We start from the raw sequence: 19,450 nt of genomic DNA on the forward strand, positions 1-19,450 counted from the left end.
TAAGATGAGCGAGAGTCAACTTTTAGAAAAAATTGAACGGTATTACAATGGCGAAATGAATGCCGAAGAACGCGCGGCGTTTGAGGCCATGCGTAAAGCTGATGCAACTTTTGATGCCAGGGTAAACGAGCACCAGCTATTTGCCGGTTTGCTTAAACAATACAGCGAGCGCGTTGAACTGGAAAACCGCCTCAACGCTATTCATCAGGAAATTGATGTTCATGATTTGAAAGAAAGCCTGATGGCGCATCCTTCATGGGTGGTACGTATGTGGCGTAATCATCACTCTAAAATATCTGTAGCGGCGTCCGTTGCTATTTTCGCGTTTTTAAGCGTTATGTGGGCCTCCGGTAAGTTTGACGATCGCAACAATATAGAGGCATTAAAAAATAAGGTAGATCAGCTTGACCGTTCAAATGCTACGCTGAGCAGATCTATTAGGGCTATTAAATCAGAAAACGCAAAACCTGCCGACCGTTACAGCAGTACAGGCACAGGTTTCGCCATCACTTCCGACGGGTTAGTTGCTACCAACTACCACGTTGTGCGCGATGCCGACTCTGTTTATCTGCAAAATTATGATGGTAAATCATTTAAGGCTAAGGTAGTTTATACCGAGCCGCAACATGATATTGCCATACTTAAAATAGCCGACGATTCTTTCTCCAATTTAGGTGCAATACCATATTCATTTAAACGCTCTGAAAGCTCCTTGGCCGAAAAACTGTTTACTTACGGTTACCCTGAAGGAACAGCGGTTTACCGTAATGGTTATCTGGCTGCTAAAACAGGTTTCCGTGGCGATAGCGTACATTATCAAATTGATATTCCTATTCATCCGGGCAATAGCGGCAGCCCGCTTTTGGACAGCAAAGGAAACTTGATTGGTATTACTGATGCCAAACAAGCGCAGTTTGAAGGCGCTCACTATGCTATCAAATCAAAATATCTGCTTGATGCTATTGATAACATTCCGGAAGATTCATTAACAAGAAAGATCTCTATCAACAAAAAGAGTTCTTTAACCGGTTTAAGTGATGTTGATAAAATTGAAAAGGTAAAGAAGTTTACTTTTATGGTGAAGATATACGGACAGTAATATACTGTCCATAAACAAAAAGAGGCGCCTAAAGCGCCTCTTTTTGTTTTTTAGCTATCTGTCTACTTCTCCTAACACAAAGTCTAACGACCCTACAATAGCCACCAGATCAGCAATCATAACACCTTTTGATAGCTCAGGCAATACAGATAAATTATTAAAACCCGGTCCGCGCGCTTTAACACGGAATGGTACTTCGGTATCCATCATCCTGGTTGAGCCGTCTTTAGCTTGCTCTTTGTTTTGTTTGTGTATGAAGTAAAAACCAAGTTCGCCTCTTGGCCCTTCGCAACGCACATAATAATCCTGCGGTTTTGGAACCAGTTTGCGAGGGAGCTTGGCACGGGGGTCAAAATCCGGCGTGCGCTTCAATTCTTTTTGCAGGCGATCAAGGCATTGCTCCACAATTTTTAATGATTCATCTATTTCATCAACACGTACTTTGTAGCGGTCCCAGCAATCACCTAATTTGCCCATCTCGCCCTTTCCAACAGGTATATCAAACTCTAATTCGGGGTAAACTGAGTAGCCATCAATGCGGCGCAGATCCCATTTTAATCCTGAGCCTCTCACTATAGGTCCTGAGCAACCATAATTAATGGCTACGTCTAAAGGTAAGACCCCAACATTTGCCGTACGGCTAATAAATATCTGGTTATTGGTGAGCAGTTCATTTAGCTCAACCATCTTGGGTTTAAAGTATTCAACAAACTCCCGGCAGCGTTCTTCAAAGCCAACGGGTAAGTCGTAAAATAAACCGCCCACCCAAATATAGTTGTACAACAAGCGCGAACCCGATGCCCATTCCATCATACCCATGATGTGTTCCCTATCGCGGAAACACCATAGAAAAGGGGTAAATGCTCCAATGTCAATGCCGTAAGTGCCTACTGCAATCAGATGCGAGGCAATACGGTTAAGCTCACACATTAATACGCGGATATATTCAATTCGCTTAGGAATGTCTTTATCAATACCCAGCATGCGTTCAACACCCATTACCCAGGCATGACTGTTGTTCATAGATGCCAGGTAATCCATCCTGTCGGTAAACGGGATGGTTTGCTGGTAAGTAAGCCGCTCACCATGTTTTTCAAAACAGCGATGTAGGTAGCCCATATGCGGAATACATTCCTTCACAATTTCGCCATCGGTAATTAACTCAAGGCGCAAAACCCCATGTGTTGAAGGATGCTGCGGCCCCATGTTAAGCACCATGTCCTCCACGCTCGCAGCGGCAATTTTATCGTTGTAATTTTTTAACCCTTGTGTATAATCCATTGCATAAAACTCCCCTTTAGGGGGTTGGGGGGCTTAATCTATCTTTATTCCTTTATAATACTCAGCGTTTGTATAATCTTTTCTTAACGGATAACCCTCCCAATCATCAGGTAATAAAATACGGCGCAGATCAGGATGGTTCTCAAAAAATATCCCTACCAGATCGTACGCTTCCCGCTCGTGCCAGTCGGCAGTGCGATAAACTGCTGATACACTTTTAAATGAAGGCAATTCATCTGTATTACGGTCATGTTGTTTACTTACCTTCAATACCAGATTTAAGCGATAGGGGATAGAGGTAAGATGGTAAACTACCTCAAAGCGGCCATCACTTGCGCCTTGGTCAACCCCGCTTAAGCAGGCCAGATAATCAAAGTAAGTAAGCGGATTATTGCGTAGCTCCAAACAAACATCGGCAATAAGGTCGGGCGTTATTTGTAAAGCAGACTGTAGTCCGCCTGTTTCTTCGCCAACAATAACCCCAGCGCCAAATTTATCAATCAGTAATTGCTTAATATCATCAAAACTCATGGTGCCAGGCGTACTTTCTTCCAGGTTTTATTGTCAACTTTTTTATACACAATGCGGTCATGCAAACGGCTTGGTCTTCCCTGCCAAAACTCAATAACACGGGGCTTTAAAACATAGCCACCCCAATGCGCGGGTTTGGGTATCTCCTTGTCTTTATATTCGTTTTCCATCTTTACCATTCGGCCATCCAATTCACCACGACTACCAACTTCCTGGCTTTGTGGTGATACTACAGCGCCGATCTGGCTGCTTTTAGGGCGAGAATGGAAATATGCCTCAGACTGCTCTTTGCTTAGCTTTTCAATAGTGCCTTCAATGCGTACCTGGCGCTCCAGTTCACCCCAAAAAAATGTAAGTGCACCAAGTGGATTTTTAGCTATTTCTTTCCCTTTGCGACTTAGATAATTAGTGTAAAATGAAAACCCTTCTTTGTCATAACCTTTCAACAATACAATACGACCTGACGGACGACCATCGTGTGTTGCAGTAGACAACGTCATGGCATTAGGTTCAAGCACTTTAGCCTCAACTGCCTGGTTAAACCAGCTATCAAACTGTTGAATAGGATCGGCACTACTATCTTTTTCAGATAATGATGCCGCTGTGTAATCCTGCCTTAAATTTTGTAGTTCTTCTCGGTCCATTGCTGCAAACTTACAAATTATTAAAGCCTAATAATTAATATTGTATACCAAATAATAGTTGCGCTCTATATTTTACTTTGGCTTGTTAATTGCGTCTATATTAAAAAAACGTTAAGCTATGCTAAATTCAATTACACCGGCAGCAGGAGGCTTGTTACTATCTGAGCCCTTTATGATGGACCCTAACTTTAAACGGTCTGTAATATTACTTGCGGAATATGCTGATGTTGGTGTAATGGGCTTTATATTAAATCATCAAAGTGACTATTTGTTGGGTGATGTTTTACCAGACGTTTCTTACTCAGAAATTCCGGTTTTTACAGGCGGCCCAGTCGCTGCTAACACGCTGCATTTCATTCATCGTGCCCCCGAAAAAATTGAGGGAGGAATAGAATTGGCTGAAGGTATTTACTGGGGAGGGGATTTTGAGCAGGTTAAAGAATTAGTAAGCAGTTATCAGTTAAATGAAACCGAGATCAAATTTTTTATGGGTTACTCCGGCTGGACGCAAGAGCAACTGGCAGATGAGGTGAGGGATAACAGTTGGTTGGTTACCAATAAATTCAGCACCGAAATGCTGTTTAACAGTAACGATCAGCAAATGTGGAAACAGGTGATCATTAGCATGGGACAACGCTTTGCTCATATTGCTAACTTTCCGGAAAACCCGCAATTAAACTGATTGCAGTAAAAGATTTTAATGCCGGGATGTAGCGCTTGGGGGATATTACTCGTTTCAGGGTAAACATCACACAACTATTCTACAAGCCATGAAAAGCAAAATCTTTATTGTACTCTTAATAGCCCTGAGTTTAGGTTGCACCAAAAAACATAGTGAGGTTATTGATTGCCCTGCCCAACCTTGTACAATGGAGTTCAGGAGTATTACCGTTCAGTTTAAAGATAAAAGTGGCGGTGTTTTAGAAGTGAAAAACTACTCCGCAATTAATAAACGCACAAAGGAAAGCATGGTACCTGCTAATCAAAAAGGTATTAACGAAGCTGGTTTTTATACTATTGTTGATGATGGTCTGCTCCGCAAACTTTCAAGTGAAGGCGATGAAATTACTGTTTCGGCAACACACCCAAGCACCGGCCAAACCAAGGTTACCAACTATAAAATTTCAGGCGGATGTAATTGCCACGTTAATCGCGTCTCCGGACCGGAGGTAGTTACGTTTAATTAAACTTTATTTCTCCATTTCGGCAGCAGACTCTTCTACCTTTTTCCGAAGTTCGTCCTTGAACGCTATCAGGTTTTGAGTAACAACTTCATCACTGGTTGAGATGATCTGTGCAGCCAGAATCCCCGCGTTTTTAGCTGCGTTTAATGCAACAGTAGCAACAGGAATACCGTTAGGCATCTGCAAAATAGAAAGGATAGAATCCCAGCCATCAATTGAGTTGCTTGACTTTACCGGAACGCCTATAACAGGTAGGTGTGTTAATGAAGCCACCATACCCGGCAAATGCGCCGCGCCACCTGCACCGGCAATAATAACTTTGATGCCTCTGCCGGCAGCTTCGCGTGCGTAGGTAAACATTCTATCAGGCGTGCGGTGGGCTGATACTACAGTTATTTCGTAATCAACCCCTAATGCTTTTAACACATCTGCGGCATCCTGCATAACCGGAAGATCCGATTTGCTGCCCATTATTATTCCAACTTTTGGTGAACTCATGTTTTAGCAGTGCTATCAATCATTAATGTTTTTCTTTCCGATGGATTGGCATGCATCAGTCTTCCAATCAGCCATTCTACCTTATCTTGGTCTCTGTTTTTTAAATGCCCCAAAGATAAATTTACTTCCTGAAACCCCATCGCTTTAGATATGTTTTTAAGATTTTTATTGCCTTTTAACAGTGGTATTGCCCGCTCATCTAACACAATGCAAATAATTCGTTGCCCATGCACATCTACTCGGTAAGCATCATTAACAAGCTCCCAGTTAACCATTTCTTTATAGGCCATTCTGTCAAATATACCGATCTCACTTATAATAATTTGAGGTCGACGGTCAAGCACTATGTATAGTGCTAATGGTATTGAAAGCCCGAAAAAGCATAAACCAAGCCAGGCCAGGCCTTTGGGCATTATATCTGAGTACCCTGTTATGTCTATAAGACTTACAACAATAAACGGAGCACTTAACAAAAGTAACTTTAAGGCTTGGAGGGGCGATTTATAAAAATATAGCTCTTTCAATGGAGGATTCATTTTTTAGTTTAAGCCTTGCTTTTTCTATATACAATCTTATATAATATAAAAACAATTCCAAAACCTATAGCGGCAAACAAGCCAATTACTGTTAGCACGCCAATCACCTCGCCAATTTTAGTGGCAGTGCTTTTAGCTTCTATACCATCCAATTCCTCGGAACTTATTACTTTGAACTTGCTAAAAAAGTCTGTTAAATTTTTATTTTGTTTCGGAACCAAATATGTAGACAAAACGCCACAAGTTACAACTGAGTCTGCCAAACGTACAACCCGATAGTGACCGTAAATGGTTCGGTCATTAGCTATCCCTCTAAAACTGAATTGTATAGCCGGGTGTCCATTTATATCAATTTTGTCTTTATAAAGAAGCTTGCCTTTTAAGCTTTTTAAAAAACCATTTACATATTGGTTGTAAAAAGAGTCATTGGAGTATGAGTTCAGAATGTCTTTTAATCTATCGGTAGCAGAACCGGAGGCAGCATAATAAGTTGTTTCTGAATAGTTGGAAACAAAACTTTTTATGCCTTCTTCCTGATAAATTTTGGGAGTATCCGGTAGTGCTACAGTCGCAAGTGTACCTAATTTTTGTGAGTACTTATATTGAATCTGACTAAATGCCGCGTTGGATAGTAACAAGCAAAGGGCAGCAATAATTGCTTTGAGGTTCATGGTGCTTAGCCGTTGGTATTGCTAAGATACTACTTTCAGCATTTTCTGTACAAACCGTGCCTTCTCGATGGCTTTCTCCCTGTCGGCATCAACAATGGTTACGTGTCCCATCTTACGGAAAGGCTTGGTAAGCGCTTTACCATACAGGTGCACGTATACGCCCGGGCATTTCAATATTTTTTCAATGCCTTGGTAAACCGCTGGTCCTTCATGCCCTTCCTCGCCTAAAACGTTTACCATAATGGCGTTGTTCAAACAGGCAGTATCACCCATAGGCTGATTGAAAATAGCACGTAAATGCTGCTCAAATTGCGATACAACATTACCCTCAATGCTTTGGTGCCCGCTGTTGTGCGGTCGCGGAGCCAATTCGTTTACCAGTATCTGCCCATCTTTAGTTAAAAACATTTCAACAGCCAGTAAGCCCACAATTCGTAGGTCGTCTGCTATCTTTTTCGCTATACGCTCAGCTTCCTGCTGAACCTCAAATGGTAGGGTAGAAGGGGATATCAGAAACTCAACGAGGTTAACATCCGGGTTAAATTCCATTTCCACCATTGGGAAGGCACTAATGTCGCCACTTTCATTACGGGCAACAATAACCGCTATCTCTTTTTCAAAGTCAATCCATTGCTCTATCAAACTCGGCTCTGTAAAGGCTTTGTCCAGATACGATTCATCGATCACTTTGTAAACGCCTCTGCCATCATACCCATCTCTCCTTAACTTTTGAATGTAAGGGAAAGGCATGGTGGTTTGCTCCAACTCTGTTTTGTTGGATATAATTTGGAAAGGAGCGGTAGGAATATCGTTCTGCTTAAAAAATTGTTTTTGCAAACCTTTATCCTGTATTAAGCGGATAACCCTGGCCTGTGGATAAACCATAACACCCTCTTTCTCCAGTTGCTCCAACGCATCAACGTTTACTTTTTCTATTTCGATGGTTAGCAGGTCAACCTTTTTACCAAAGTTGTAAACGGTGTTATAGTGGTTAAGGGCTCCAACCACAAATTCATCACAAAGTTTTCTGCAAGGCGCTTCTCTGTCGGGGTCAAGTACTTTAACCGTTACGTTGTAATTAATAGCCTGCTGTATCAGCATGCGGCCCAATTGTCCGCCGCCTAAAATTCCGAGTTTAAGGTCTCCGTAAAATGTTTTCATTTGCAACTGCAAGTTTACCCAAAATAGGTTAAAAAGCCTAAGAAATATGCTATCGGGTTGATTTAAAGCGTTTATCCGCCACTACAGCTATCGGTAACCCAACACATATAATAAGCGCGAGCAACCCAACAACGGCATTCAACGGTTTAATGGCGTGCATGCCTATCTTGCTTAATGGAACCACAACCATATTCATGATGAGCCATGTAATAGCGCCGTATATATTAGCTACCACATACTTGTTCTTTAACATAGAAAAGGCAAAAGGATAAAGAAGGTAGAAGGCAGTAGTAAACAAGTAGGCAATCAGATAATGAAAAATAACACCGGCAACAATCATTTCTGCGCCGCCTTTGTAGGCATCAGGGCCAAATATGGCGCTGGCAATGAACCTGAATATCAATCCCGGACTGGCATTGTAATTAAGTAACAATGCCGCCAACCCGTCAAGGGTACCAACAAGTAAGCCCAGCCACAATATGTTTTTTAATGCTTTGGCTTTATACAATTGCAAGTCGGCCATTAAACAGTGATCAGGTTTTCGTCCGCTATCTTTTTTTGCAGTTCAAGAATGCCGCCGATCAACGCCTCGGGACGCGGAGGACACCCCTGTACATAAACATCAACCGGGATAACACGGTCAACGCCTTTTACCACGTGGTAGCCATGCTGCCAGTAAGGCCCGCCGCAGTTAGAACACGATCCCATTGAAATAACATATTTAGGGTCGGGCATTTGCTCATATAAACGTTTTATACGTTCGGCCATTTTGAAGGTAACGGTACCTGCTATAATGATAACATCAGCCTGACGTGCCGAAGCCCGCGGGAACACACCGAAGCGTTCCAGATCATAAGTAGCAGAGTAACTGCCCATCATTTCAATAGCACAGCAGGCAATGCCAAACTGCAATGGCCATACCGATGATAACCTCGACCAGTTTAACAGGTCGTTTAGTTTTGTAACCACAAATCCGCTGCCTTCGCTATTTATATCACTCATTTTATGGTTTTTTAAAGGATGGTTTAAACAGAGGTTTTCGCACCGCACCTTCTGTTGATGCAGATGCCGGTTCGGCTGTTGCAGAGGAGGTTGCTACAGATGCGGCAGTCAACTCAAATTTTTTAACGGTGTAGGTGCTTTGCTCGGCATTAACCCTTTCGTATAACGAAGCCGGTATGCTTACATTCGTGCTCGGTACAATAGGGTTAGGTTTTATCCATTCCAGATCACCTTTCACCCAAATATAAACCAAACCCAATATCAAAATACCTAAGAAGATAAACATCTCTGCCAGTGCAAACCAGCCCCATGTTGGTACCGCTGCTATGATATCATGATTGCCAAATACCGTTGCCCATGGAAATACAAATACCATTTCTACCTCAAACAATAAGAAAACCAGGGCTATAACATAAAACCGCGGATTGAACGGCAGCCATGCATTGCCGGTTGGTTCTTCACCACACTCGTATGATAGCTGCTTTTCGGCAGTTGGGTTATTAGGAGATAGAATGCGGTTGGCCAGGAAACCAAAGCTCACCATTATTATTCCCGCAATTAAAAAGATAAGTATCTTGCCAAATTCTGATATTTGCGAAACTTCACTCATGTATGCAAAGCTAATAAATCAAAGCCATTTCGACGCTATAATTATAGGGGGCGGCGCCTGCGGATTAATGTGCGCCGTGCAGGCGGGCTTTTTAGGCAAGCGTACACTTATTTTAGAGAAGAACGATAAGGTAGGCGCCAAGATATTGATAAGCGGCGGTGGCCGTTGTAATTACACCAACCTGTATGCCTCAGCCCAACAGTTTATTTCTGAAAATGAGCATTTTGTAAAGTCGGCTTTTGCGCAGTGGACTGTTGATGATACCATTAGTTTTTTTGAAACGTATGGCATAGCAGGCAAAGAGAAAACATTGGGGCAGCTGTTCCCAACCAGCGACAAGGCTCGCGATGTAGTGAAAGTTTTTACAGAACTATGTCATGATCTTGAGCAGCAAATGCAGCTGAGTGCGGATGTTAAACAGGTTGAGCAAACTGACAGTGGTTTTAAAGTGACCTTTGAAAATGAGGGCCAAACCATCGAACTAAAAACGCCCAAAGTAGTAATAGCCGCAGGCGGACTGCCCATTCAGAAAATGGGCGCTACTGATTTTGGTTTGCGTGTTGCGCGTCAGTTTGGTTTGAAGATAATTAACACAGCGCCTGCGCTGGTACCACTCACCATTACCGGTAAAGACCAGCCCTGGTATGAGCAGCTATCAGGCAATAGCATTTTTTGCCGTGTATGGAATGACAGGGCCAGTTTTGATGAGAATATACTATTTACACATTGGGGCTTGAGCGGCCCGGCTATATTGCAGATCTCATCTTACTGGAGACCTGGTGAGTTTATTTTTATAGATCTGTTGCCTGATAAAGATATTGCCGAACTCATTCAGCAGGAACGTCAACTCAACGGCAAGAGAATGCTGCTCAACTTCCTGACCCAGTTTTACACCCGTAAGTTTGCCGAAGCATTAAGCAGCAGGTTGCCCGTTGATAAGAATCTGGCTTCATTAAGCAAGGCTGACCTGGAAGCCATTCAGGAGCTCATTCACAATTTTAAAGTAAAGCCGGCAGGCGATAAAGGCTACGATAAAGCCGAGGTTATGCGTGGCGGCGTATCAACCGACGAATTGTATTCAAAAACGCTGGAAGCTAAAAAGGTACCCGGATTGTACTTTGGTGGTGAATGTGTAGACGTTACCGGATGGTTGGGCGGTTATAACTTTCAGTGGGCCTGGGCAAGTGGTTTCGTTATAGCGCAAAATATTTAACGGCGACGGTTACGCTCATCCTGCAGCTGGTGATAGTAGGCTATTAGCTTTTCAATATCGCGCAGGTTTGTTTTTTTATTTTTTATTACGTCAACGGCTGCGGGTTCATCGCCCATTATCTCTATCATCACATCCTCAAAATTTTCCTCAGTCAGTAGCTTCATGCCATTAGTGCTTTCGCCATACAGATAAGCAATGCGCGTACTGCCGCGGCCCCGGCCGCCAAGGTTAATGGCTATGCCGCCGCCTAAGCCGCCACCCATGCCTCCGCTGCCATAACCTGTGCTCAAGGCGGGGTTTATAGCAACAGGTTTTTGTCGGGCGCTTACATCGCCTACTTTGGCCATGTATAATTTGATAGGGGCGTTTACGGCAACCCTCACAAAGTCCAACTGCTCGCCGGCCCAATCATCTGTTAATGACGCTGCCACCACAAAGCTGTCGCGGGCTACTACGTATGATTTCATGTCGCTGGCACTGAGCTTCATGGGCTTGTCTTTCTCGTACTCTTTGTACTCAATGAACGCTTCATTTTTGATAGGGCCTTTGCCTGATGGCGTTTGGTTGATGAAGCCGCTATTCTTTACACCTCGCTTATCATAAAAATACCCGGGCTGCCATTTTTGTGCAACAGCGCTGATGCTTACTAAAGTGAGTGCAATAATGAATGTAATATGGCGTATCATAACTAAAACACAAATAACGTAATTTTAGGCACATTTTATATACCATGACAGTTGATTTAAGGAGCGATACCATTACCCGGCCAACGCCCGGAATGTTGCAGGCCATGTTTAGCGCCAAAGTGGGCGATGATGTTTTTGGCGAAGACGAAACCGTTAACCAACTGGAAGAAAAGGTAGCTGCCTTATTCGGTATGGAGGCGGGTTTGTTTTGCCCATCAGGAACCATGACCAACCAGATAGCTATTAAGTGCTTTACCCAACCCATGGACGAACTGATAGCCGACCAAACAGCTCACGTTTACCGTTATGAGGGTGGGGGTATTGCTTTCAATTCGGCGGTATCAACAAGGTTATTGAATGGATATAGAGGTCTGGTTACTGCTGATATGATTGAACCGGAGATCAATGCAGACAACATTCACTACCCACGTACCAGTTTGGTGGTGTTGGAGAATACCAGTAACCGGGGCGGCGGGAGTTGCTACACTTTGGAACAGATCAAACCTATTGCTGAGCTATGCCAGACCCGCGGACTTAAACTACACTTGGATGGTGCACGCATATTCAATGCCTTAACACACACAGGTGATTTGGCTGCAGATTATGGTAAATACTTTGACGGTATATCAGTATGCTTATCCAAAGGTTTGGGGGCGCCCGTAGGCTCGGTGTTGCTGGCTGATAAGGAAACTATTAAACAGGCCCGCCGCATACGTAAAGTGTTGGGTGGTGGCTGGCGACAGGCAGGTTTTCTGGCAGCGGCGGGTATTTATGCTCTGGATCATCACGTTGATCGGCTTAAGATAGATCATGCTCATGCGCGGCTTATGTCTGAAGCGTTGGCCGCCTGCCCATGGGTAAGCAGCGTAATGCCGGTGGAAACTAATATCGTTTTGTTTGATACTGTTCAGCCTGCTGAAAGGGTGGTTGAGCAACTGGCCGAAAACGGTATTCAATGTATGGCTACCAGTCCTAACCGTATACGATTTGTACTGCATCTGGATGTACACCCAGATCAGGTAGAATATACCATCAGCACATTAAAGCAGATCAAATAACCGTATCGTCTCACTGTGTGTATGAAACGATGTGAGACGATTATTTACGTAAGTTGCTGTTAGTTAATTGATTGCTGTTTTGGAGCGAAACGAAAATGAAACGGGTGAAACGATTTTTAGGCTGATCCGTCCTGAATAGCCTTTACCCTTCAGCCTTGTTACGGTTGTATAAATAGTTAAACAAAATAACTAACGCCAGCAACACTACTCCGTTAATTCCAAAGAAAAGATCCGTTTTGCCCGGCACAGCCCTTCCGGAAGAATGCGTAGTAAACCAGGTAAAAAGGTTCACACACAAAAACACAATAAATATGGCGCGGAGTATTTGAATGAGTTGTTTCACTGCGCTAATATAGTTAATTACCCATTTGCGTGCTCACTGCCCAATAATTGCCTGCCGAATCTAAAAACGCGCCGCGTTTATCCGGGTCGCTGGGTTTGTTAACGGGTTCTTCTATTGCGGTACAACCTGTTTCAATAGCTTTGTTATAAGTTGCCATAACATCGGGCACGTACATGTGTAACATGGCTTTTTGCGCAGGATAGTCGGCAGTGGCATCGCTAAGCATTAATATGCTATCGTCTAATTGAACTTCCATGTGCATAACTGATCCGTTGGGTCGGTTATATTTTCTTAACTCTTTGCCGTTAAAAATTGTTACTAACATATCAGCCAGTTGCTGTGCGTTGTCAACAATTAAATATGACGAGAGGGAATTGTAGTTTTCGGGTTTATACATAGCCGCAAAGTTTGGTTAAGTGCAAGTTATGATTTTGATATTGGATCTTTAGGTAAGAATCAAAATTAAACGCGGAGCGATTTTCTACTACTGTGGCCGGATCAACCCCTCCCCGCCCTCCCCGAGGAGGGATCGCTTACATATATTGTTTTTTCAATCCAATACATTTTTCAAGTTTCCCTCCCTGGGGAGGGGTGCGGCGGGAATGCGTGCGAAGGCAGAGAGGGGTTAGTCCGCCGGCATAATAACACATTTTAATCAGGGTTTTAACTCATCATGTCATACACCTGCATCATGTACTCCGCTTCGTCCATAGCACCCTGAAACTGCTCCCAGTCGTCTATGCTAAAGGCCATGCATATATCGTTATGCGGCGTTCGTAATACCAGGCGTTCTTCGCCATCCGGAAAAGGGAAGAGGCTTTGATCCACCTCCAGCTTTGAAGTGAAATTTTTAAAGCTCTTAAACTGCTCGGGCGAAAAATTAAGCAACAACGTACGCATCCATAAGGTAAGTACTTTACATTCCATACACTGACTGATGGTGGCCGCGCCGGTCTTGCTTAAAATGATGTTCTCGCACATAACAGTAAAATTAGTGCCTGCCATATGCGTGTATACTGACAAGCAGCAACGCACAGGCAGGACTTGAATATTTTAAGATAGATGGGCTGCTACCGTGAGCAGCCTCACAACAAAGTAAAATCTTATTTAGAATAAATCCAAATAAAAATAATATTCTTTTAGTTATGTAAGCTATTCTAAAGCATTGGCGTGAGATCGCCACTTCGCCGCACGAGTCAACGCTCATGCCATGCTCATCGCGATGACGATGTGGAAGAATTATTGCAAAAAAAAGCGACGGATGTAAAACCCATCGCTATTAAGAAAATTCTTTAATGACCAATGACCAATGACCAATGACCAATGACCAATGACCAATGACCAATGACCAATGACCAATGACCAATGACCAATGACCAATGACCAATGACCAATGACCAATGACCAATGACCAATGACTATTGTGGTTCTCTGTCGGCAGATTGTCTTTCAACCATCCAGCCGGGATATTCGCGTGGCAGGGAGCTGATCTCATCAATGCTTTTCAATTCATCGGCAGAAAGTACAACCTCCGTTGATTTAAGGTTATCGTTCAACTGATCAATGTTTTTAGCGCCTATGATGGTGCTGGTAACGCCTTTTTGCAAACGTACCCAAGCCAATGCTACCTGCGCAACCGATACGCCGTGTTGCCCGGCAATTTCGCCCAGCACCTCAATTATATCATACGTTTTTTCTTTGTTGATAGGCGGGAAATCAAAGTTATCTCTGCGTGCTCCTGCCGCACCACCATCGCGGGTGTATTTGCCGGAAAGGAAGCCACCTGCCAACGGACTCCATGGCATAATGGCCAGGTTTTGATCGGCAGCCAACGGAACAATCTCGCGCTCAATATCACGGCTGGCCAACGAATAGTAGTACTGCAGGCCCACAAATTTGTTCCAACCGTATTTGTCGGCAATGCCCTGCGCTTTCATCACCATCCAGGCCGGCCAGTTACAAATGGCTATGTAGCGCACTTTGCCGGTTAAAACAATATCGTTTAAAGCCCTTACGGTTTCCTCAATAGGTGTTTTTAAATCGGTGCCGTGCACGTATAGCACGTCAATATAGTCCAGTTGCATGCGCTTTAAACTGGCATCAACAGATTGAAAAATATTAAGGCGGGTAAGCCCAACATCATTAACGCCCTTGCTCATGCGGCCGCGTACTTTAGTGGCTATCACCAGGTCGTTACGGTTAAGCCCAAGGTCAATAATAGACTGCCCCAATAAAGTTTCCGATTCGCCAAACGAGTAGATGTTAGCGGTATCAATAAAATTAATGCCCGCGTCAACAACAGTTTTCATTAAGCTGTTAACTTCCTGCTGCTGCACCTGGCCAATGTTGGTCCATATACCGCCGTTGCTTCCACCAAAGGTCATGGTGCCGAAGCAAATTTCAGACACGTAAATGCCTGTGTTTCCTAAAAGATTGTATTTCATGTTAGATAATTTGGTAGGTGAATATAAAAAACTAAAATTCTAAAAATTCTCTAATAAAATGGTTAGCGCAACGTAAAACTTAAAAGTATTGCCGATGTTATATGCTAACGATGAATCGTTTGCAAAAGAAACTGGAAAAAATTGGCCGCGACCCAAAAATAACCGCGAAGGCTGTTGGCTTGCGTTATGTAAGCGATGCCACACCTGGCTATACCCGCAAAAAGGCAGGTAAGGGCTGGAGTTATTATAACCCCGAGGGTGGTTTGGTAAAAGATAAAGAACTGATAAAGCGATTTAATGCCATGGTGATACCGCCTGCCTATACCAAGGTATGGATATCGCCATATGAGAACAGCCATTTACAATTTACCGGAGTTGACGCGGCGGGCCGTAAACAGTACCGTTACCATTCGGCATGGAACAGTATTCGCAACCAATCCAAGTATCATCGTTTGCAAACATTCGCGTCGCACCTTCCTGCCATAAGGCAGCAGTTGGATAAGGACCTGTCGCGCCCTAACCTTGATCACGATAAGGTGGTGGCTTTAGTGGTGCGCTTAATGGAACTCACCAGTATAAGGGTAGGGAACGAATCGTACAAAAAATTGTATGGTTCATTTGGTTTAACAACACTGCAAGACAGGCACGTTAAAATAAACGGTACCCAGCTTAACTTTGAGTTTAAGGGCAAGAAAGGCGTAATGCACAAAATTGCTTTGCAAAGCCGCAAACTGGCACGGTTGGTTAAACAATGCCGCGATATTCCGGGTAAAGAACTTTTCCAGTTTTATAATGATGATGGGCAGCGCTGTACCATTGGATCGGGAGATGTAAACAATTACCTCAAGCACATAACAGGTGAGGATTTTACCGCGAAAGATTTCCGCACCTGGGCAGGCAGCGTAAGCGCTTTATATGCATTCAAAGCAGCCGGTGAATTCTCAACTATGAGTGAATGTAAAAAGAAAATAGTGAGTGTGTTGGACGAGGTAGCTATTAACCTGGGTAATACCCGCACCGTATGTAAAAAATACTACGTGCACCCAACGGTAATAAAAAGCTACGAGGAAGGCACGCTGTTTAATTACATTAAGGAATTGGACGAAGATAAAGACATTAAAGCAGCCGAACTTAACGTAGCCGAAAAAGCGCTTTTAGCTTTATTAGAGAAGGAGAAACTGGCAGTAGCGAGTTAGTAAAATGGTTTGATTAAACTGTCATTCTGAGCGGTAGCGAAGAATCTTATAAAATTGCCTAACTAAGCGCTCGGTCAGCAAAGTATATAAGATTCTTCGCTATTGCTCAGAATGACAATTACTATTAGCTATCAAACTCAGCAAACTGCTTGATTACCTTATTACGTTGCACAAGAAGGTTGGTCATGTATTTCGTTAAAACCAATGCGTTAAATACTCTGCCTACTGCTCCCAAAGGCGATTCAAATACAAACACATCCCGCATCAAGGTTCCATCACCATCAGTAGTAAAATAATGCTCATGCCTGAAGCTTTTAAAGGCTCCGCTTATCATTTCATCAGCAAAGAACTGTGGTGCGTTAAATCGGTTATTTTGGTAGTTAGATTTTGCCACACACCAAAGTGCTGTGCCCGCCAGGTAACGGTTTCGCCCAAGCCGATGAGTCCGCTGGTTTTGCCGGCTATGGCCTTTTCGCCTGTCTGTTTGGTTGATTCAATATGCAGATCAATACTCCGGGCAAAATCGAAGCACTTTTTAATAGGTGCGTTTATGTGCATATGGAGTTGGATGGTTGGCATAAAGAAAAAAATGTTGTCATTCTGAACGGAGTGAAGAATCTTATGCGCTTTACTGACCAAGCGCTTAGTTAGGCAATTTTATAAGATTCTCGCTATCACTCAGAATGACAGTATCAGAAGGGTTATCTTTAAAACTCAGCGTTCTTAGGGAACCTTGGGAAAGGAATAACATCGCGAATATTACCCATACCTGTAACAAACAGCACCAAACGCTCAAAGCCTAAACCAAAACCGGCATGCGGACAAGCGCCGAACCTGCGGGTATCTAAATACCACCAAAGCTCATCTTTAGGTATGCCTATCTCATCCATGCGTTGTTCCAGCTTATCTAAACGCTCCTCACGTTGCGAACCGCCTATAATTTCGCCAATGCCCGGGAACAAAATATCCATGGCAGCAACGGTCTTGCCGTCGTCGTTCTGGCGCATATAGAATGATTTGATCTCTTTAGGGTAGTCGGTTAATATAACCGGCTTTTTGAAGTGTTTTTCTACCAAATAACGCTCATGTTCTGATTGCAGGTCGGTTCCCCAACCTTCAACCGGGTATTGAAATTTCTTCTTTTTATTCGGCGTTGATTCTCTCAGAATTTCAATTGCCTCGGTATAAGTTAAACGCTCAAAATCGTTAGCTAAGCAGAACTGCAATTTTTCTAACAAAGTCATTTCGCTGCGTTCGTTCTGCGGTTTTTGTTTTTCCTCTTCTGTTAAACGCTGGGTTAAAAATTCAATATCATCTTTGTTATTATCCAAAGCGTATTTGATCACGTATTTCAGCATGGCTTCGGCAAGGTCCATGTTGTCAACAATATCATAAAAAGCCATTTCGGGCTCAATCATCCAAAACTCAGCCAGGTGACGGGTAGTATTAGAGTTTTCAGCACGGAAAGTAGGACCGAAAGTGTAAATATCGCTTAAAGCCATAGCGCCCAGTTCACCCTCTAACTGACCAGATACGGTAAGGTTAGTAGCGCGACCGAAAAAGTCTTGCTTGTAATCTATCTCGCCGGTCTCCGTTTTTGGCGGGTTAGCTATGTCAAAGTTGGTAACGTGGAAAGTTTCGCCTGCTCCTTCAGCATCACTTGCGGTGATAATAGGGGTATGCAGGTAAACAAAGCCTTTCTCCTGGAAAAATTGGTGTACCGCAAATGCCAAGCTGTTACGTACACGGAATATCGCGCCAAAAGTATTGGTGCGGAAACGCAGATGCGCAATCTCACGTAAAAACTCCAGACTATGTTTTTTGGGCTGCAACGGATATTTCTCAGGATCGCTATCGCCTAAAATTTCAATCTCTTTAGCCTTTACCTCAACGCTTTGGCCTTTACCTAATGAGGCAACCAGTTCGCCCACCACGCTGATGGCAGCGCCGGTGGTAATGCGTTTTAATAAGGCAACATCGGTATTTTCAAAATCAACTACTATTTGAATGTTGTTATTAGTAGAGCCATCATTCAAAGCAATGAACTGATTATTACGAAAGGTGCGTACCCAACCCTTTACCGTAACATCCATACCTGTTTGCGTGCTCGCCAATAATTCCTTGATCTTAGTGCGTTGACTCATTTTGTATATAAAATTTAAGAGCGGCTAAATTACAATTATTTGATTTAAACGCTTAATTGTGGTGCTATTTATTACACCGATGGTCATTTTGAAATAGCTTGGGAGTGGCAGCGGGATGGGGCGAAAGAGAAATTTTTCAAACTTTTTACTCGGTGGATTATCGCTTCGAAATTATTTCTCTTTCGTCCCACCTCTCAATCCTCTCCCTTCTACTCTTTCGAAATGACAACTGAGATTATGTAGCTTTGCCGTCCTATGAATTCCAAATTAACGCTGGCCATTGGCATATTGTGCATTTCCTTCTCGCCCATTTTTGTGAAACTGGCAGATGCATCGCCCGTGGTGTGCGCTTTTTACCGCATATTTTTTGGCTGGATAGTGTTGCTGCCCGTTTGCCTTTTTAAGCACAATTTAAAGATCGGCTTAAAAGATATGGCGCTTGCCGCCACCGGCGGACTGGTTTTCGCGGCAGATATTTCTTTGTGGAACTCATCGCTTAAAATGATCAGCGCTACGGTATCAACCTTGTTGGCTAACCTGGCGCCGGTGTGGGTGGGGCTCATCAGTTATTTTTTATTCCGAAAAGCAGCAGGTAAGTTATTCTGGATAGGTACAGGGCTGGCTATTTTGGGTATGCTGATATTGGTTGGCTTGCAGCAGGTAGTCCACTTGCAATTCGGCCTGGGCTTTACTTTTGCCGTGGCGGCCAGCATGCTTTACGCTATTTATATACTCATCACCAAAAATATTTTGCAGCGTATTAGCACCATTACGTTTATGTTTTATAATATGCTGGCAGCCATGTTATTTCTGCTGGTCATTTGCCTGATCAATAATGAGGTGTTGTTTGATTATTCTCCCGTCAACTGGTTTTATTTTGCAGGGATGGGGCTTGTTTGCCAGTTGCTGGGTTGGCTGGCTATCAATTATTCTATTCGGTTTATTGAGTCAACCAAAATATCTATTACGCTGTTAAGCCAAACGGTAGTAGCAGGTGTGTTGGCTGCGTTTATTTTGAACGAACGTTTAGGTTTGCATCAAATAATAGGCAGCGCTGTTGTACTGGCCGGAATTGCAATTACATTTTTAAAACCGCAGACTGTTAAATAATTACTATTTTACTTTCGGTAAAGTTTAAGGCGATAACTG

At 43.3% G+C, this 19,450-nt stretch carries 26 protein-coding genes; 8 read left to right on the forward strand and 18 right to left on the reverse strand.

What is annotated here, in order from left to right; all coding sequences use genetic code 11:
• The first annotated feature begins 4 nt into the window (after nucleotides 1-4).
• Nucleotides 5-1,099 carry a S1 family peptidase gene (locus CLV57_RS06205; RefSeq protein ID WP_100340445.1) on the forward strand — a complete coding sequence of 365 codons (1,095 nt, stop codon included), beginning with the start codon at nucleotides 5-7 and terminating at the stop codon, nucleotides 1,097-1,099.
• A 54-nt stretch (nucleotides 1,100-1,153) separates the two neighbouring features.
• Here CLV57_RS06205 and CLV57_RS06210 read toward each other — a convergent pair whose 3' ends face one another.
• Genes CLV57_RS06210 through pdxH form a run of 3 tightly spaced genes read right to left on the reverse strand, consistent with a single transcriptional unit; the run spans nucleotide 1,154 to nucleotide 3,555 of the window.
• Nucleotides 1,154-2,380 (reverse strand): NADH-quinone oxidoreductase subunit D, encoded by a 1,227-nt coding sequence (locus tag CLV57_RS06210; RefSeq protein ID WP_100340446.1) that lies wholly within the window; start codon nucleotides 2,378-2,380, stop codon nucleotides 1,154-1,156.
• 33 nt (nucleotides 2,381-2,413) lie between these two features.
• Complete coding sequence (locus CLV57_RS06215; RefSeq protein ID WP_100340447.1) at nucleotides 2,414-2,911, reverse strand: NADH-quinone oxidoreductase subunit C; 498 nt, start codon at nucleotides 2,909-2,911, stop codon at nucleotides 2,414-2,416.
• Nucleotides 2,908-3,555 carry a pyridoxamine 5'-phosphate oxidase gene (gene pdxH / locus CLV57_RS06220; protein WP_100340448.1) on the reverse strand — a complete coding sequence of 216 codons (648 nt, stop codon included), beginning with the start codon at nucleotides 3,553-3,555 and terminating at the stop codon, nucleotides 2,908-2,910. The genes CLV57_RS06215 and pdxH overlap by 4 nt, the downstream gene beginning before the upstream one ends.
• A gap of 118 nt (nucleotides 3,556-3,673) precedes the next feature.
• Here pdxH and CLV57_RS06225 point away from each other — a divergent pair, with 118 nt between their 5' ends.
• Nucleotides 3,674-4,237 (forward strand): YqgE/AlgH family protein, encoded by a 564-nt coding sequence (locus CLV57_RS06225; protein WP_100340449.1) that lies wholly within the window; start codon nucleotides 3,674-3,676, stop codon nucleotides 4,235-4,237.
• Nucleotides 4,238-4,325: 88 nt separating this feature from the next.
• Nucleotides 4,326-4,742 carry a hypothetical protein gene (locus CLV57_RS06230; RefSeq protein ID WP_100340450.1) on the forward strand — a complete coding sequence of 139 codons (417 nt, stop codon included), beginning with the start codon at nucleotides 4,326-4,328 and terminating at the stop codon, nucleotides 4,740-4,742.
• A gap of 3 nt (nucleotides 4,743-4,745) precedes the next feature.
• Here CLV57_RS06230 and purE read toward each other — a convergent pair whose 3' ends face one another.
• Genes purE through CLV57_RS06265 form a run of 7 tightly spaced genes read right to left on the reverse strand, consistent with a single transcriptional unit; the run spans nucleotide 4,746 to nucleotide 9,217 of the window.
• Nucleotides 4,746-5,237: a 5-(carboxyamino)imidazole ribonucleotide mutase gene (gene purE, locus CLV57_RS06235; protein WP_100340451.1), complete on the reverse strand. Its 492-nt coding sequence runs from the start codon at nucleotides 5,235-5,237 to the stop codon at nucleotides 4,746-4,748.
• Complete coding sequence (locus tag CLV57_RS18320; protein ID WP_157799079.1) at nucleotides 5,234-5,773, reverse strand: STM3941 family protein; 540 nt, start codon at nucleotides 5,771-5,773, stop codon at nucleotides 5,234-5,236. Before CLV57_RS18320 ends, purE begins: the two co-directional genes overlap by 4 nt.
• Before the next feature lie 8 nt (nucleotides 5,774-5,781).
• Nucleotides 5,782-6,444, reverse strand: a complete 663-nt coding sequence (locus CLV57_RS06245; protein ID WP_100340453.1) for a hypothetical protein — start codon at nucleotides 6,442-6,444, stop codon at nucleotides 5,782-5,784.
• 21 nt (nucleotides 6,445-6,465) lie between these two features.
• Complete coding sequence (locus CLV57_RS06250) at nucleotides 6,466-7,605, reverse strand: 5-(carboxyamino)imidazole ribonucleotide synthase (protein ID WP_100340454.1); 1,140 nt, start codon at nucleotides 7,603-7,605, stop codon at nucleotides 6,466-6,468.
• A gap of 49 nt (nucleotides 7,606-7,654) precedes the next feature.
• A complete protein-coding gene (locus CLV57_RS06255; RefSeq protein ID WP_100340455.1) occupies nucleotides 7,655-8,128 on the reverse strand; it encodes a hypothetical protein in 474 nt (157 codons plus the stop codon).
• A complete protein-coding gene (locus CLV57_RS06260) occupies nucleotides 8,128-8,607 on the reverse strand; it encodes an NADH-quinone oxidoreductase subunit B (protein WP_100340456.1) in 480 nt (159 codons plus the stop codon). The genes CLV57_RS06255 and CLV57_RS06260 overlap by 1 nt, the downstream gene beginning before the upstream one ends.
• Before the next feature lies 1 nt (nucleotide 8,608).
• Entirely contained in the window at nucleotides 8,609-9,217 is a 609-nt protein-coding gene (locus CLV57_RS06265; protein ID WP_100340457.1) for an NADH-quinone oxidoreductase subunit A, read from the reverse strand.
• On the opposite strand from CLV57_RS06265, the gene CLV57_RS06270 reads away from it, so the two are divergent.
• Nucleotides 9,216-10,430: a BaiN/RdsA family NAD(P)/FAD-dependent oxidoreductase gene (locus CLV57_RS06270; protein WP_100340458.1), complete on the forward strand. Its 1,215-nt coding sequence runs from the start codon at nucleotides 9,216-9,218 to the stop codon at nucleotides 10,428-10,430. The two genes, CLV57_RS06265 and CLV57_RS06270, sit on opposite strands and share 2 nt — an antisense overlap.
• Here the strand turns inward: CLV57_RS06270 and CLV57_RS06275 are convergent.
• The gene (locus CLV57_RS06275; protein ID WP_100340459.1) at nucleotides 10,427-11,116 is read right to left on the reverse strand and encodes a hypothetical protein; all 690 of its coding nucleotides are present in this window, start codon (nucleotides 11,114-11,116) and stop codon (nucleotides 10,427-10,429) included. The two genes, CLV57_RS06270 and CLV57_RS06275, sit on opposite strands and share 4 nt — an antisense overlap.
• A 44-nt stretch (nucleotides 11,117-11,160) precedes the next feature.
• Between CLV57_RS06275 and CLV57_RS06280 the strand changes: the two genes are divergently transcribed.
• Entirely contained in the window at nucleotides 11,161-12,174 is a 1,014-nt protein-coding gene (locus tag CLV57_RS06280) for a threonine aldolase family protein (RefSeq protein ID WP_100340460.1), read from the forward strand.
• A gap of 142 nt (nucleotides 12,175-12,316) precedes the next feature.
• Here the strand turns inward: CLV57_RS06280 and CLV57_RS06285 are convergent, their stop codons facing one another.
• From CLV57_RS06285 to CLV57_RS06295, 3 genes are all read right to left on the reverse strand, one after another.
• Nucleotides 12,317-12,517: a hypothetical protein gene (locus CLV57_RS06285; RefSeq protein ID WP_100340461.1), complete on the reverse strand. Its 201-nt coding sequence runs from the start codon at nucleotides 12,515-12,517 to the stop codon at nucleotides 12,317-12,319.
• Nucleotides 12,518-12,530: 13 nt separating this feature from the next.
• Nucleotides 12,531-12,914: a VOC family protein gene (locus CLV57_RS06290; RefSeq protein ID WP_100340462.1), complete on the reverse strand. Its 384-nt coding sequence runs from the start codon at nucleotides 12,912-12,914 to the stop codon at nucleotides 12,531-12,533.
• A 266-nt stretch (nucleotides 12,915-13,180) separates the two neighbouring features.
• Entirely contained in the window at nucleotides 13,181-13,498 is a 318-nt protein-coding gene (locus CLV57_RS06295; RefSeq protein WP_169927063.1) for a DUF6686 family protein, read from the reverse strand.
• A gap of 189 nt (nucleotides 13,499-13,687) precedes the next feature.
• Here CLV57_RS06295 and CLV57_RS18685 point away from each other — a divergent pair, with 189 nt between their 5' ends.
• Nucleotides 13,688-13,813, forward strand: coding sequence for a hypothetical protein (locus CLV57_RS18685; RefSeq protein ID WP_262497416.1), 126 nt, complete (start codon nucleotides 13,688-13,690; stop codon nucleotides 13,811-13,813).
• Nucleotides 13,814-13,935: 122 nt separating this feature from the next.
• On the opposite strand, the gene CLV57_RS06300 is transcribed toward CLV57_RS18685, so the two are convergent.
• Nucleotides 13,936-14,961, reverse strand: coding sequence for an aldo/keto reductase (locus tag CLV57_RS06300; RefSeq protein WP_100340464.1), 1,026 nt, complete (start codon nucleotides 14,959-14,961; stop codon nucleotides 13,936-13,938).
• 110 nt (nucleotides 14,962-15,071) lie between these two features.
• Between CLV57_RS06300 and CLV57_RS06305 the strand changes: the two genes are divergently transcribed.
• Nucleotides 15,072-16,157: a DNA topoisomerase IB gene (locus CLV57_RS06305; protein WP_100340465.1), complete on the forward strand. Its 1,086-nt coding sequence runs from the start codon at nucleotides 15,072-15,074 to the stop codon at nucleotides 16,155-16,157.
• Nucleotides 16,158-16,281: 124 nt separating this feature from the next.
• Here CLV57_RS06305 and CLV57_RS18600 read toward each other — a convergent pair whose 3' ends face one another.
• The 3 genes from CLV57_RS18600 to asnS form a co-directional block, all read right to left on the reverse strand.
• The gene (locus tag CLV57_RS18600) at nucleotides 16,282-16,491 is read right to left on the reverse strand and encodes an SRPBCC family protein (RefSeq protein WP_245856884.1); all 210 of its coding nucleotides are present in this window, start codon (nucleotides 16,489-16,491) and stop codon (nucleotides 16,282-16,284) included.
• Nucleotides 16,488-16,715 carry an SRPBCC family protein gene (locus CLV57_RS18605; protein WP_245856885.1) on the reverse strand — a complete coding sequence of 76 codons (228 nt, stop codon included), beginning with the start codon at nucleotides 16,713-16,715 and terminating at the stop codon, nucleotides 16,488-16,490. The genes CLV57_RS18600 and CLV57_RS18605 overlap by 4 nt, the downstream gene beginning before the upstream one ends.
• Nucleotides 16,716-16,864: 149 nt before the next feature.
• Entirely contained in the window at nucleotides 16,865-18,301 is a 1,437-nt protein-coding gene (gene asnS / locus CLV57_RS06315) for an asparagine--tRNA ligase (RefSeq protein ID WP_100340466.1), read from the reverse strand.
• Between the two features lie 255 nt (nucleotides 18,302-18,556).
• Between asnS and CLV57_RS06320 the strand changes: the two genes are divergently transcribed.
• Nucleotides 18,557-19,411, forward strand: coding sequence for a DMT family transporter (locus CLV57_RS06320; RefSeq protein WP_100340467.1), 855 nt, complete (start codon nucleotides 18,557-18,559; stop codon nucleotides 19,409-19,411).
• Nucleotides 19,412-19,450 lie beyond the last annotated feature (39 nt).

This window comes from Mucilaginibacter auburnensis (genome assembly GCF_002797815.1).
GTDB classification, from domain to species: domain Bacteria; phylum Bacteroidota; class Bacteroidia; order Sphingobacteriales; family Sphingobacteriaceae; genus Mucilaginibacter; species Mucilaginibacter auburnensis.